This is a genomic window from Micromonospora sp. WMMD735, from assembly GCF_049178995.1.
In the GTDB taxonomy this organism is placed as follows: domain Bacteria; phylum Actinomycetota; class Actinomycetes; order Mycobacteriales; family Micromonosporaceae; genus Micromonospora; species Micromonospora wenchangensis.
In genome coordinates this window covers 7,188,866-7,202,490 of the sequence record NZ_JBMHMJ010000002.1, presented here as the reverse complement: position 1 = coordinate 7,202,490, position 13,625 = coordinate 7,188,866, and the positions used below count along the sequence as shown (strand labels likewise).

Annotated in this window: 10 protein-coding genes; 4 read left to right on the top strand and 6 right to left on the bottom strand. The window is 71.8% G+C overall.

Going from position 1 to position 13,625, the window contains the following annotated elements; all coding sequences use genetic code 11:
- Nucleotides 1–16 precede the first annotated feature (16 nt).
- Entirely contained in the window at nt 17–1,321 is a 1,305-nt protein-coding gene (locus ACN268_RS31210) for a sensor histidine kinase (protein ID WP_421487045.1), read from the top strand.
- The gene (locus ACN268_RS31205) at nt 1,285–1,947 is read left to right on the top strand and encodes a response regulator (RefSeq protein ID WP_204928153.1); all 663 of its coding nucleotides are present in this window, start codon (nt 1,285–1,287) and stop codon (nt 1,945–1,947) included. Before ACN268_RS31210 ends, ACN268_RS31205 begins: the two co-directional genes overlap by 37 nt.
- Before the next feature lie 69 nt (nt 1,948–2,016).
- On the opposite strand, the gene ACN268_RS31200 is transcribed toward ACN268_RS31205, so the two are convergent.
- The 3 genes from ACN268_RS31200 to ACN268_RS31190 form a co-directional block, all read right to left on the bottom strand.
- Nucleotides 2,017–4,581, bottom strand: coding sequence for an FtsX-like permease family protein (locus tag ACN268_RS31200; RefSeq protein WP_421486598.1), 2,565 nt, complete (start codon nt 4,579–4,581; stop codon nt 2,017–2,019).
- On the bottom strand, nt 4,581–5,387 hold the full coding sequence (locus tag ACN268_RS31195; RefSeq protein ID WP_421486597.1) for an ABC transporter ATP-binding protein: 807 nt from the start codon (nt 5,385–5,387) through the stop codon (nt 4,581–4,583). The genes ACN268_RS31200 and ACN268_RS31195 overlap by 1 nt, the downstream gene beginning before the upstream one ends.
- Before the next feature lie 142 nt (nt 5,388–5,529).
- Complete coding sequence (locus ACN268_RS31190; protein ID WP_421486596.1) at nt 5,530–8,355, bottom strand: AAA family ATPase; 2,826 nt, start codon at nt 8,353–8,355, stop codon at nt 5,530–5,532.
- An 826-nt stretch (nt 8,356–9,181) separates the two neighbouring features.
- Between ACN268_RS31190 and ACN268_RS31185 the strand changes: the two genes are divergently transcribed.
- Nucleotides 9,182–9,451 carry a DUF5988 family protein gene (locus ACN268_RS31185; protein ID WP_421486595.1) on the top strand — a complete coding sequence of 90 codons (270 nt, stop codon included), beginning with the start codon at nt 9,182–9,184 and terminating at the stop codon, nt 9,449–9,451.
- A 171-nt stretch (nt 9,452–9,622) separates the two neighbouring features.
- Here the strand turns inward: ACN268_RS31185 and ACN268_RS31180 are convergent, their stop codons facing one another.
- Nucleotides 9,623–10,399 carry a thioesterase II family protein gene (locus tag ACN268_RS31180; RefSeq protein WP_421486594.1) on the bottom strand — a complete coding sequence of 259 codons (777 nt, stop codon included), beginning with the start codon at nt 10,397–10,399 and terminating at the stop codon, nt 9,623–9,625.
- A 276-nt stretch (nt 10,400–10,675) separates the two neighbouring features.
- Nucleotides 10,676–12,415 carry an MFS transporter gene (locus ACN268_RS31175; RefSeq protein ID WP_421486593.1) on the bottom strand — a complete coding sequence of 580 codons (1,740 nt, stop codon included), beginning with the start codon at nt 12,413–12,415 and terminating at the stop codon, nt 10,676–10,678.
- An 81-nt stretch (nt 12,416–12,496) separates the two neighbouring features.
- On the opposite strand from ACN268_RS31175, the gene ACN268_RS31170 reads away from it, so the two are divergent.
- Nucleotides 12,497–13,105, top strand: a complete 609-nt coding sequence (locus tag ACN268_RS31170; RefSeq protein WP_421486592.1) for a TetR/AcrR family transcriptional regulator — start codon at nt 12,497–12,499, stop codon at nt 13,103–13,105.
- Between the two features lie 122 nt (nt 13,106–13,227).
- Here ACN268_RS31170 and ACN268_RS31165 read toward each other — a convergent pair whose 3' ends face one another.
- Nucleotides 13,228–13,494 carry a PqqD family protein gene (locus ACN268_RS31165; protein ID WP_204928161.1) on the bottom strand — a complete coding sequence of 89 codons (267 nt, stop codon included), beginning with the start codon at nt 13,492–13,494 and terminating at the stop codon, nt 13,228–13,230.
- Between the last annotated feature and the right edge of the window lie 131 nt (nt 13,495–13,625).

Genomic DNA, 13,625 nt, shown 5'->3' with positions numbered 1-13,625 from the left:
CGGGGAGCCGGAGGACATGGACGTCGCCAACGCCGCGGAACTCATCGGGCGGGCCCTGTCGCGGGCGCTGCACGCCACCGGGCGCGGTGTGCTGCTCGTCGCCAGCGCCGCGCTCAGCCTGGCCCTGCTCGTCGCCACCGTGCTCGCCACGGCGTTCATCTCGCTCGGCGTCGGGGTGCTGCTGCTGCCCCTGGTCACCCCGCTGGTCCGCCGGGTCACCGGGCTGTGCCGGGACCTCGCCGGCCGGGCCGGGGTGCCGATCGCCACGCCCTACCTTCCCGCGCCGCCCACCGAGCGGGGCGTGGTCGGCTGGGTGCAGCGCTGCCGGTCCATCCTCACCGACCCGGCGACCTGGCGGGACCTGCTGTTCCTCCTGCTCAACGTGCTGGTCGGTTTCGTGCTCGGCCTGCTGCCGGTGACCCTGCTGGTCTACTCGGTGGAGGGGCTGGTGCTCTCCGCCGGGTTCTGGATGCTGATGCGGGAGTCCGGAGTGGACTTCTGGTACGGCTTCACCCCGATGGACACCTGGCCGCACGCGGTGCTCGGCGCGCTGGTCAGCCTGGTGGTGTTCGCGATCTGGGTGGCCGCCGCCCCCGGGGTGGTGGCCGGGCACGCCTACTTCGCCCGGACGCTGCTGGGTCCGAGCGAACGGGCGGAGATCGCCTCGCGGATGCGGCACCTCTCCGAGACCCGCTCGGACGTGATCAACATCCAGGCCACCGAGCTGCGCCGGATCGAACGGGACCTGCACGACGGCGCGCAGGCCCGGCTGGTGGCGATCGGCATGAAGCTCGGCGCGGCCACCCGGCAGCTACGCACCAATCCGGACGTCGCGGAGACCCTGCTGGTGGACGCCCGCAACGCGACCGCCAGCGCACTGGAGGAGCTGCGCTGCCTGATCCGGGGCATCCATCCGCCGGTGCTGGCCGAGCGGGGGCTGGAGGACGCCATCCGGGCGATCGCGTTGGAGAGCCCGATCGAGGTCGACGTCACCGCCGACGTCCCCGGCCGGCTGGCCGCCCCGGCGGAGTCCGCCGTCTACTTCGCCCTGTCCGAGCTGTTGAACAACGTGGTCAAGCACTCCAACGCCGACCGGGCCAGCATCGACCTGCGGCACGAGGACGGTTCGCTGCGGGCCGTCGTGATCGACAACGGTCATGGCGGGGCCGACGCCAGCCTCGGCACCGGACTCCGGGGCATCGAGCGGCGCTGTGCTACGTTCGACGGGACGCTCGACCTCAGCAGTCCCGAAGGTGGGCCGACCGTCGCGATCCTGGAGCTGCCGTGCGCGTTGTACTCGCCGAGGACCTCTTCCTTCTGAGGCAGGGAATGGTCCAGCTCCTGGAGTCCTACGACTTCGAGATCGTCGCGGCGGTCGACAACGGACCGGCTCTGCTCGACGCCCTGGTGACCCTCCGCCCGGAGGTCGCGGTGGTCGACGTGCGACTGCCGCCCACGTTCACCGACGAGGGCCTGCAGGCTGCACTGGAGGCGCGTCGCCGCTGCCCCGGCCTGCCGATCCTGGTGCTCTCCCAGCACGTCGAGCAGCTGTACGCCAAGGAACTGCTCGCCGACGCCAGCGGGGGGATCGGCTACCTGCTGAAGGACCGGGTGCTCAACAGCGACCAGTTCGTCGACGCGATCCGCCGGGTCGCCGACGGGGGCACCGCGATGGACCCGCAGGTGATCTCCCAACTGCTGGCCGGCCGGTCCCGTCGGGAGCCGCTGTCGACCCTCACCCCGCGCGAGCGGGAGGTGCTGAAGCTGATGGCCGAGGGATGTTCAAATACGGCCATCGCCCAGCGTCTCATCGTCAGCCAGGGTGCCGTCGCCAAGTACACCACCAGCATCTTCACCAAGCTCGACCTCACCCCGGCTGACGACAGCAACCGGCGGGTGCTGGCCGTGCTGGCGTACCTGAACGGCACCCGGGCCGACGTCGGCTGACCCCGACGCCACACACGACGGTGCCCCCGGTCGGTCGACCGGGGGCACCGTCGTGTGTGCGGGTTGCCGTCACTCGACGGCGACGGCGGCCTCCGCCGGCCGGGAGAGCATCACCCGGCGGCCCGGCAGCACGGTGGCGGCGAAGGCGAGCACGGTCGCGCCCGCCACCACGGCCAGGTAGATCCAGATCGGGCCGGAGGGCACCGGTCGGCCCAGCACCACGATGCTGAACGGCATCAGCGTGGCGATGGAGGCGATGGTGCCGAGCACCACCCCGATGACCGCGACCATGCCCGCCTCCACACTGAGCATCTGGAGGGCCTGCTTGCGGGTGGCGCCGATGAGCCGCTGCATGCCCAACTCCCGGCGTCGGCCGGCGGTCGCCACGATCAGGGTGTTCGCCACCGAGATCATCGTGTAGCCGGCGACCAGGGCGACGAGCAGGTAGTTGACCCAGGCCTGGGTCTTGGTCCGTTCGGCGAACGTGGTGATCGCATCCCGGCCCTCGATCATGGTGCCCGGCTGGTTGGCGACCTTCTCCCGCAGGCTGGCCGTCAGCGCGTCCCGACTGGTGCCGGGCTCGGCGGTGACCAGGATCTGCCGGGACAGGCCGGTCGTGCTGTGCGCGGCGAGCAGGTCGGCGGGGAGCAGGATCGTCTCGAACCCCTTCTTCGCCGGGTAGAGCGCCACCACCCGCAGGTCCACCGCCGAGCGGTCACCGAGCCGCAGGGTGATCTGGTCACCGACGCCGACGTTGAGGTTCTTGCCGGCCACCTCGGGCAGCGCCACCGTGTCGCCCCGCAGGTCCCCCAGATTGCCGTCGCTGGTACGCACCCCGGTGATGCCGGCGGCGCTGGCCCCGCTGACCCCCTGCAACGGCCAGGGCGACTCGACGTGCGACCCGTCGTACGGCTTGTTGATCCAGCCGGCGCTGGTCACGTACGCCGACGCCTCCTCGACGCCCGGCGCGGACCGGATCGCCTCCACCGTGTCGGCGGGGAAGCCGCCGGTGGTGGAGCTGAGCACCAGGTCGGCCCGGAGGTTGTCCGAGTAGTAGCGCTCGGCGGCCTCGTTCTGGGTGGTCTGGAGGTAGAAGTTGGCCACCGCCAGCGCCACGGCCAGCATGATCGGCGTGACCGCGGAGGCCACCCGGACGGCGCGGGTGCGGACGTTGACCGTGCCGAGGTAGCCGGCGAGGCCGAAGAACGCCCGCACCGGCAGGCTGAGCACGCCGGCCAGCAGCCGGGTCAGCCCCGGGCTGATCAACGCGATCGAGATCGCCCAGCACATCACCGCCGGCCCGGCGGTCGCGGACGCCACCGCGCCCTGCATCACGATCGCCGTCACCAGGATCAGCGCGAACCCGGCGGCGAAGAACAGGATGGAGAACACCACCCGGGGCCAGCTCACCCACTTGCGCTGCAGGGCCGCCTCGGCGATGCCGGCGGTGGGCTTGGTCTTGGAGGGGCGACGGCCGGCGACGTAGGCGGCCACCATGGCGGCGAAGATGCCGATCGCGGGCGCGGCCAGGTAGGGGATGAAACCCTGGTGGAACTGCACCACCGGCGAGATGACCCCGGCGTCGGAGACGATGTCGTAGAGCAGCGGCCCGAGGAACACCCCGGGCGCGCAGCCGAGGATCGCCGCGCCGACCGCGACGACGAGCGCCTCGCGGCGCACCATCGCGCGGATCTGCCGGGGCGTCGCGCCGATCGAGCGCAGCAGCGCGATCTCCTTCTGCCGCTGCTGCACCGACAGGCCCAGGGTGCTGGCGACCACGAAGATCGCCACGAACACCGTCATGCCGGCGAACACCCCGGAGAGCGGGATGAGCTGCGCCTGGCCGCCGACCGCCTCGGGGAACTCCGCCGCGCCCCGGTCGTCGCCGGTGAGCACGACGAGCTTGCGGTCGGCGAGGGTCCGCTCGATCCGGTCGCGCAGCGCGTCGAGGTCGGTGCCGGGCTTGGCCAGCACACCGATCGCGTCCGCCGTGCCGGTGTGCGGGTTGAGCCGCCGCTCGTCGTCGTCGGAGAAGAACAGCGCCGACTGGCTCAGCTCACCGGGCGGCGCGGCGATGCCGGTCACCTGGAAGGACGACTGGACCCCGCCGACCACGACGTCGACCCGGTCGCCGACCTTGATCCGGGCCAGCTTGGCCACGGCCCGGTCCAGCACCACCTGACCGGCCTGGGCCGGCGGCTGCCCGTCGAGCCGGTACGGCCCGAGCTGCGCCGACTCCCAGCGGTGGCCCAGCGACTGCGTCCCGACGATCACGGGTGCGCCGTTGCGGACGACGGTGGCGGCGAACGACGCCTCGGCCACCGCCCGTTCGACCCCGGGCACGCCCTGGATCTTGCCGACCAGTCCCGGGTCGATCCAGTACCGCTCGGCCAGCGGCACCGACTTGATGTTCTTGGTGTCCTGCGGGTCCTTCTTGGGCACACCGTAGGTCTGCTTGCCGCTCACCACCACGTCGGCCGCCGCCAGCCGCTGCGGCGGGACGGCCATCCGGATGCCGGTCTCCATCAGCCCGCCACAGGCGACGATCAGCGCCACGCCGAAGAAGACCGCGATGAACGTCGCGATGAAGGCGAGCTTGCGGTAGCGCAGGGTGCGCCACGCGAGGTACGTCATCAGAAGCCACCCCTGCCGGTGGCCTGCGGCGCGCGGTTCTGCTGCCATGCGGTCAGGTGGGTCATCCGCTCGGCCACCACGTCGGCGGTCGGTGCCTCCAGCTCGCCGATGAACTGCCCGTCGGCGAGGAACAGCACCCGGTGCGCGGCGGCGGCGGCGACCGGGTCGTGGGTCACCATGATGATCGTCTGGCCGCCGCTGGAGACCGTCTCGCGGAGCAGTTGCAGCACCTCGATGGTGGTCTGGGTGTCCAGCGCGCCCGTCGGCTCGTCGGCGAAGATGACCGCCGGCCGCATGATCAGCGCCCGCGCGATCGCGACCCGCTGCTGCTGACCACCGGACAGCTCGCTCGGCAGGTGCTTGCGCCGCTCGGCCAGGCCCACCCGGCCCAGCACCTCCACCACGGAGTGCCGGTCGGGCCGGCGGCCGGCCAGCCGGAACGGCAGGCCCACGTTCTGCTCGACGTTGAGCGCCGGCATCAGGTTGAACGCCTGGAAGATGAAGCCCACCCGCTCCCGGCGCAGCCGGGTCAGCTGGTTCTCGTTCATGCCGCTGAGTTCCTTGCCGTCCAGCACAACCGAGCCGGACGAGGGCACGTCGAGCCCCGCCGCGCAGTGCAGGAAGGTGCTCTTGCCGGAGCCGGACGGCCCCATCACCGCCGTGAAGCTGCCCCGGGGGAAGCTCATTGTCACACCCCGCAGCGCGTCGACGCGGTTGTCGCCGCGTCCGTACGTCTTGCGCACGTCGTCGAGCCGCACCGCGTCGGCACCACTGGCCGGCGTCCGCCGGTCCTTGTTTCTGTCCACCTCAAGCTCCCCGCAAAAGAACGTCGCCGAACGGCGGTGGGTACATGTTTCACGGTATGGATCGGGCCGTTTGCGCTCAATGGAGCTAATGACCCGAAGGGGTGGGCCTAGGCCCACCCCGGAATCGCCACCTCTGACGAGTTCAGCTCGCCTGGACCGCCGACTCCCACTGCGGCCAGGAGCGCTCGGCGCCGCCCGGCGCCACGGCGAGCAGCCCGGCCCCGGCGGCGTCCATCGGCAGGCCCAGCGACAGCTCGGTGCGCCGCCGGACGTTCAGCTTCCGGTAGACCCGGGTCAGGTGCTGCTCGACCGTGCTCACCGTGATGTAGAGCTTCTTGCCGATCTCCCGGTTGGTGTGGCCGAGCGCGGCGAGGGTCGCCACCCGCTGCTCGGCGTCACTGAGCCGGGACATCTCCTCGTGCTCCGGCGGGGTGTCCGGGTCGTCGGCACCGGCCGCGTCGCCCCCGGGAAGCAGCCGGCGGCACAGCGCCTGCGCCTGGATGTCCTTGGCGAGCTGCATCGCGCTGCGGGCCACCACCCGCGAGGTGTTGAACTCGCCCCGCCCGTAGTGCGCGCTGCTGAGCGCGGCCAGGGCCAGGAATAGCTGGTAGCGGTCGCCGGACTCCTGGAGCAGGTTGGCCGCCTGCCGCAGGGTGTTGACCCGCTGCTTCACGTCCAGCGCGGAACCGAGCAGCCGTAGCGAGATGCCCCGGGTACGGGCGTTGTCGGCACCGGGCCGGGAGAGCTGCTCGGTCACCATGCCCCGGGCCCGGTCGGGCCGGCCGGAACGCAGGTAGACCTGGGCCAGGTCGCCGCGCCAGGGCAGCAGGGTCGGCAGGTCCATGCCCCACTGGGTGGCCAGCTGCCCGCAGGTCTCGAAGTCGGCCAGTGCCGCGTGCACCCGCCCGCCGGCCAGGTGCAGGTGGCCCCGGGCCCGCAGGTACATCGGCCAGAACCAGGTGTCGCGCATCGCGTCCGGGATGACGTGCTTGAGCTGTGCCTCGGCCTCGTCGAGCTTGTCCATGCCGATCTTGGCGAGCAGCATGTTGGACAGCGGTGACCCGATCGCCACGCCCCAGTTGTGCGGGGACATCGCGTCCAGCGCCTCCCGGGCGAACCGCTCGCTGAGCGGCAGGTCGCCCTGGCGCAGCGCGATGTGCGAACGGACGTCGGACAGGATGGCGTGCCAGGTGGTGGCACCCCGGGCGCCGGCCTCGGTGCCGAGCACGTCGCACCAGTGCACGGCACGGTCCATCCGGTCGGCGTAGACCAGCGTCTGGAGGGCGCACAGCGCCGACTCCAGCCCGACGTCGACCAGCAGGTGGCTGCCGAGCACCTGCTCGGCGCGGGCGATCACCTCGTCGGTCACCCCGTCGGTGAGCACGGCGGTCAGCGACGGGGTGGCCGAGCCGAGGGAGCCGTCGGAGCGGGCCGGGGCGACGGCCGGCGCGACGTCGGTGGCGTCGAGTTCGGCGAAGGCGACGGGGAAGTGCAGCCGCAGCCACTCCGCGCACCCCTCCAGCTCGGCGGCGGTGGTGGCGTCGAGCTGCTGCCGGGTGTCACGCAGGTGCCGCAGGGTCTCCTGGGCGTCCGCCCGGTGGCCGTGCCAGAGTTGGTAGCGCAGCAGCGCGGCGGCGTGCCGTTCGGAGAGGTGACCGGCCCGCAGCGCCTCACGCTGCGACTGGAGGTGCTGGCTCACCGCCGCCGGGTTGACCCGCCACTGGCAGGCGGCCAGCATCGCGGTCAGCGCCGCCCGGCGCGGCTCGTCGTCGCACATCTCGTGCGCCAGCTTGAGCGACTCCACCGCGTCGTCGACGCGGTCCTCGGCCAGCGCGTGGGTGGCCGAGTCCTGGAGCACCGTGATCGCCCACGGTTCGGCCAGGCCACCCGCGGCGAGCAGGTGCCCACCGATCGCCGGTGCCGGGGCACCCTCGGCGTGCAGCAGTTCCGCCGCCCGGGCGTGCATGTCGGACAGCGCGTCCGGGGCCAGGTCGTGCAGGACGGCCGCCCGCGCCGCCGGATGCCGGAACCGGCCGCCGTGCAGCAGACCGGACATGGTCAGCGCGTTGAGCACCCACTGGACCCGGGCCGGCTTGGTGTCCAGCAGCCGCGCCAGCAGGGCCGGGGTGGCGAAGTCACCGAGCAGGGCCAACCCGTGGGCGGTCTCCAGGATGGTCGGATCCCAGCGGCGCAGGCAGGACAGGACGGCCTGGCGGAACTGGTCGCCGACGGCCACCTCGGTGGGCTCCGTCGTCCCGGCGACCCGCCGGTCCTGGCCGAGCGCGTGCAGCAGCAACGGGTTGCCACCGCTGACCTCGTGGTACGCCGGAGCGAGCGCCGTGGCCGTCGCGTCGTCGGTCCAGCCGCGCAGCAGTTCGGCGACGCCCGCCTCGGACAGCGGTGACAGCTGGATGTTGCAGAAGCTCGCCTGCCGGCTGATCTCGGCCCGGAACTCCGGGTGGAACGGCTGCGGCTGCGGCGACTCGGTGAGCACCACCAGGATCTGCGCGGCGGTGAGCCGGCGCTGGAGGTAGAGCAGGGTGCGCAGGGTCTGCTCGTCGGCGAACTCGACGTCGTCGACGAGCAGCACGAGCGGCCGGTTGCGGGCGATGTCGAGCAGTTCGACGCACATCGCGTGCACGGCCCTGATGTCGGCGTCGCCCTCCGTGGCGACGCCCTCGATGTCGACGTACGCGCCGATGCGCCGCATCACCTCGTTCGGCAGCGGCACGCTGTGGAACAGCTGCCCCATCACGGCCGCGGGCAGCAGGCGTTCGGCCCGGGAGCAGGCGGCGCGCAGCACCAGCCCGCCCGCCGCGCCGACGTGGTCGGCGAAGGCCCGCAACAGCTCGGTCTTGCCCGTGGCGCCGGGGCCGCTGATCAGTGCGACCCGCCCCCTGCCCGTGGCACTGTCGGAGTAAAGGCCCCGCAAGATGTCAAGCTCGCGGCTTCTCTCCACAAAATCCACCCGTCTCCCCCCAGGTCAGCGATGAGGCATCGAACGGGCGCTGCCGACTCCGGGCCAGGCCCCCCGACGAAACCGTTCGGCTCGATGCCACGCGGCCACCGGGACCCACCCGGTCCCCGGCCCACGTCGGCCGGCAAACCGGGCCTTGCAATGATGACTGCCAATTGATTGATGGCTTTCACCGCGTCCCGACGGCGAGCACAGCATACATAGACACCCGTACAAGACGGTAGTGGGGTGGTGATACTTCGTCACCGATATTACGAGCGGGGATGGCGTTTTGTCGGTTTGTTGTCCCCGGTCGAGAAATTACCACTCGGTAGCAATTACATGATCGAAGAGCCATCGCGACCCCTCCCACCTGCAGGGATGGCCGCAGATTCATCCTCCGACACAGGGCTCTGACCTGGGAAATGACTCCGACAGAGGTCTCCTACCGGAATTTTTCGGGCCAACTCCCCCGGCCCGCACGGTTACCCCCGACGTCGGCACACCACCACCCACCGGACGAGAAGCAGCGAATCGGGCAATCTACTCTTGAGCAAAAATTGAGTTTCGGGGAGAAGACGACCCTATTACAGAAGCAATTCATAAGCCACCGTCAATGCTGTCACCCATGCGACAAGCCGAGGGACGCACAAATGCGACTCACCGGGCCACAAAGTAACCGCAGGTTGGCCGGCCGTTGAAATCTGGTCGCCGGCCGGGAGTTAGGGGTCGCTTCCGGGTATGCGCCGGCCGGCGCTGCCGCCACGCTGGAAGCATCCGAGGACAGTGACGCGAAACACGGTTTGCAGCGTCGCCGTCCCCAGCCGAGGAGGAAAGCGTGGACGATCTCACACGGGTGAGCAGCGCGCGGCGGTTCAGCGGCGTTCGCGGCGACGACCACTTCGACGTCGTGCTCGAAGGTGGCCCGGCCGGGCTGACCGCCATCGAGCGGGCCCACAGCGCGCCGGCCGGCACCGGCCGGATCAAGGTGCCCTACCTGGGCGGCTACGAGCACTTCGAGCGTTCCAGCGACCACGACGGCCTCAACGACGACGCCTCGCGGGTGGTGGTCTTCCACTGGACCATGCGGACGAAGATCGCCGAATGACGGGTACGACGGGCGGGGCGCCGGTGGCCGGCGCCCCGCCCGTCGTGGTGTCCGTACCCGGTACGACCGGCGACCCGCCCGACGCCTGCGGCGGGTGGCTAGCCACCGGTCCCCGCGGCAGGGGTGTCCTGCCCCGGGAGGACCGACACCCCGGCCGGGGCGCGGGTCCGGTCAGGCCGCCGGACCGCCGGGGACCGCGCGGTGCAGTTCCGCCCCGATCAGCTTGATCACGTCGGCGGCGTGGTCGTTGAGGTAGAAGTGCCCACCCGGATAGACCCGGACGTCGCACTCCGCGGTGGTGTGCCGGGCCCAGTCGTGCGCCTCGTCCACGGTGGTCATCGGGTCCGCGTCCCCGGTCAGCACGGTGATCGGGGCGTCCAGGCGCTGGTCCGGGTCGGTCCGGTAGGTCTCCACCGCCTTGTAGTCGCCACGCACCGCGGGCAGGATCATCGGCAGCAGCTCCGGGTCACCCAGCACCCTCGGGTCCGAGCCGCTGAGCCGGGCCAGCTCCCGCAGCACTCCGGCGTCGTCGCGGGTGTGCACGTAACGCTCGTCGCGGACCCTCGACGGCGCCCGGCGACCGGAGGCGAACAGGCGCACCGGCGGCTGACCCGTCCGCTTCTGCAACCGCAGCCCCACCTCGTAGGCGAGCACGGCGCCCATGCTGTGCCCGAAGAGCGCCACCGGCCGGTCCAGCCACGGCCGCAGCGCCTCGAACACCCCGTCGGCCAGGGCGGCGACGGAATCCAGCACCGGCTCGTGCCGGCGGTCCTGCCGACCCGGGTACTGGATCGCCAGCACCTCGACCGTGGGCGAGAGGGCCCGGGAGACCGGGAACAGGTAGCTGGCCGAGCCACCGGCGTGTGGCAGCGCCACCAGCCGGATCGCGCTGGTCGGCGACGGATGGAACCGCCGCACCCAGAGGTCGTTCTCGAGCGTTGCCGTCATCACTGGTCCCCTACCGGATCGGCGCTGCGGGTGCGCCCCACAGCAGGACGTTCTCCAGCGGGCCACCCCCGTGCCGACGCTCCGGCCGGCCCGCCGGACGCGGTGTCGCGCCGGTGCCCTCGGGTGGCTCCGGTGCCCGCAGTCGATGCGAGCGTAGGAACGCTCGAAACGCCGGAACAACCCCTAAGCAGCGCTGCTCCCCCCTAGCCCGGCACCGCCACGGACGACGGTGGCGTCCCCGCCCACCGCGGGAACGCCACCGTCGGGACCGTACGGTCAGGCCACCGGATGTGCCGGCCGGGCCGGTGGGGCGGTCGACTCGGGTCCGATCCGGACCACCGGCGAACCGGTGTCGAGGTGTCCGCCCGTCGCGGCCTGTGCCGCGTGGGTCGCCGGGTCGCCGCCCGTGCCCGCCCCGTCCGGGTCGGCGGCGGCGTCCGGGTCGACCGGCGGGGTGTCGTCGGCACCGGCGGGGCCGCCTGACGGATCCTGGCCGGGCACCGAGGCCCCGACGTTACGCAGCAGCACGGCGGCCAGGACCGCCGTCACCACCAGGATGCCGGCCGCGGCGAGCGCGGCGACCCGCAGCTCGTCGGCGAAGGCGGCCCGGGCCAGCGTGACCAGCGTGTCCGCCGCGGTGGCGGAAAGCGTACGGCTCTCCTCGACCGCGCCACCCAGGGTCTCCCGGGCGGTCGCCCAGGAGTCGGCCGGGACGCCGTCGGGTGCCCCACCGGCGAGTTGCCGCCGGTAGACGTACGTGCCGATGCTGCCGAGGATCGCCACACCGAGCGCCGCGCCGAACTGGCTGCCGGTCTCGGAGAGCCCGGCCGCCGCGCCGGCCCGCTCCGGCGGCGCGGTGGAGACGATCAACTCGGCGCTGAGCGTCAGCACCATCGCGATGCCACCCGTCATCAGTGCCTGGCCCACCACCACCATGGCCAGCCCCGAGTCGTCGCCGACCTGGGCGAGCACCAGGCAGCCGGCGGCACCCACCAGCAGGCCCCCGGCGGCGACGTAGGCCCGCCGGAAGCGCTGCGCCAGCATCGGCGCGAGCACCGCCGCGCCGATGCCCGCCGCACCGGCGGCCGGCAACGACCACAGGCCGGCGGTGAACGGCCGCAGCCCGAGCACCAACTGGAGGTACTGGCTGATGAAGAACATGAACCCGACCAGCGCGAAGTTGGCGAGCACGTTCATCACCACGGCCGCGCTGAACGCGGGGGCGCGGAACAGCCGGACGTCGATCACCGGATCGGCGAGCCGCCGCTGACGCAGGACGAACACGGTCAGGAAGAGCAACCCGGCGAGCACACCGGCCACCGGCGGCCAGGTCATGCCGTCCTCGGCGAACTGCTTGATGCCCCAGATCATCGGCAGCACGGCGACGAACGCCAGCACCGTGCTGAGCAGGTCGAGCCGGCCGGCGGCGGGGTTGCGGAACTCGGGCAGCAGCAACGGGGCCAGGATCAGCAGGAGCAGCATGATCGGCACGTTGATCTCGAAGACGGTGCCCCAGGAGAAGTACTGCAACAGCGCCCCGCCGGCCACCAGGCCGATGACGCCACCGGCGGAGAAGCCGGCCGCCCACATGCCGATCGCGGCCCGGCGCTCGTTCTCGTCGTGGAACATGTTGCGGATCAACGACATGGTCGACGGCATGAGCGTCGCACCTGCGGCACCCATCACCGCCCGGGTCCCGATCAGCATGCCGGGACTGGTGGAGAGGGCCGTGGCCACGGATGCGGCACCGAACACCGCCGCGCCGATCATCAGCAGCCGGCGGCGCCCGATCCGGTCCCCCAGGGTCCCCATCGGAATCAGCAGGCCGGCCAGCACGAAGGCGTAGACGTCCGTGATCCAGAGGAGCTGACTGCTGGTCGGCTCAAGGTCCGCCGTGATGAACGGCAGAGCGTACGACAGCACGGTCATGTCCATGCTGATGATCAGTGTCACCATGACGAGTACCGCGAGGCCGATCCACTCGCGACGGCCGGCCTTTGCCTGCGCTGTAGCCATGGCCGAAAGCTACCACCGGATTTAGACGCTCGTATACATCCGGTGGATGAATTAGGGGGTGGTTCCGAGTAGGGTGACGCCGTGGGTCATCGGGAACGCCTGCTGGCAGGGGCCAGGGTCTGCCTCTACGAGCGCGGCTACACACGCACCACCGCCCGTGACATCGTCGCCGCCTCGGACACGAATCTGGCGTCGATCGGGTACCACTTCGGTTCCAAGGAGGCGCTGCTGACCGCCGCCCTGGTACAGGCGTTCGAGGAGTGGGGTGTCGAGATCGACCGGGTGTTGCGCGACGGCACCCAACCCGACCTGATGGACCGGCTGGAGACCATGTGGACCGGCCTGGTGGAGTCGTTCGGCACGCACCGGCCGCTCTGGGTCGCCGGGATCGAGGCGTTCGCGCTGGCCGAGCACCTGCCGGTGCTGCGGGAGCAGCTCGCCGAGACGTACACCCGGGCCCGCCCGGCGCTGGCCACCTTCGTGATCCGCAACGGTGGTGAGAACGTCCCCGAGGAGACCCGCAGGGCCGTCGGCTCGTTCCTGCTGGCGTTGATGACCGGCCTGACGGTGCAGCGGCTGCTCGATCCCGAGGCCGCCCCCTCCGGCAGGGACCTGGCCGAGGCGCTGCGGGTGATCGTCGGCGCGGTCAACGAGTCCGGCGACCCCGGGCACCCCTGCACCGACGCCTGACCGCCGGCCGCCGGGCCGCGTCCCGGCCGACCCGACAGGGGTACGACCCGCCGCGGCCCGCGTACAGGGGGTCGGGATAGGGGTCGGGGCGACACCGCCGCCGGCCGGACCCGCCGGGCCGGTCACTCCACCCGGACCAGACCGGCACGGAGCATGTCCTCCAGCCAGACGTCGAAGTCGCGCCGGGTGACCGCCGGATCGGCCGACCACTGCCGGGCCAGCACACCGGCCGCCCGCTCCAACGAGCCGCCCTGCTGCTGCAACGCGATCCACATCGCGGCGGCGGTCGCCCCGAACCGGTATCGCAGCCCGCTCCGTTCGGAGATCAGCTCAAGCTGCCCGTTCCGGGTGACCTTGGCGACGATGCCCTGTTCGAGTCGCACCCGCATCCTCCCTGCCTCTCCCCGTGTCCACCCTGGTGGCACCCTGTGGCGAACCGTGACGTCCACCAGGCCCGGTCACTACCGTATGAGGTCGGACGGTGACACGGTACGGCCATGGACCCACGTCGAAGGTGGAC

Bases quoted from the DNA above. Each gene is read 5' to 3' on its own strand.
- ACN268_RS31210 (WP_421487045.1), top strand. From the start codon at position 17: ATGGACGTCGCCAACGCCGCGGAACTCATCGGGCGGGCCCTGTCGCGG.
- ACN268_RS31200 (WP_421486598.1), bottom strand. From the start codon at position 4,581: ATGACGTACCTCGCGTGGCGCACCCTGCGCTACCGCAAGCTCGCCTTC.
- ACN268_RS31180 (WP_421486594.1), bottom strand. From the start codon at position 10,399: ATGACGGCAACGCTCGAGAACGACCTCTGGGTGCGGCGGTTCCATCCG.
- ACN268_RS31175 (WP_421486593.1), bottom strand. From the start codon at position 12,415: ATGGCTACAGCGCAGGCAAAGGCCGGCCGTCGCGAGTGGATCGGCCTC.
- ACN268_RS31165 (WP_204928161.1), bottom strand. From the start codon at position 13,494: ATGCGGGTGCGACTCGAACAGGGCATCGTCGCCAAGGTCACCCGGAAC.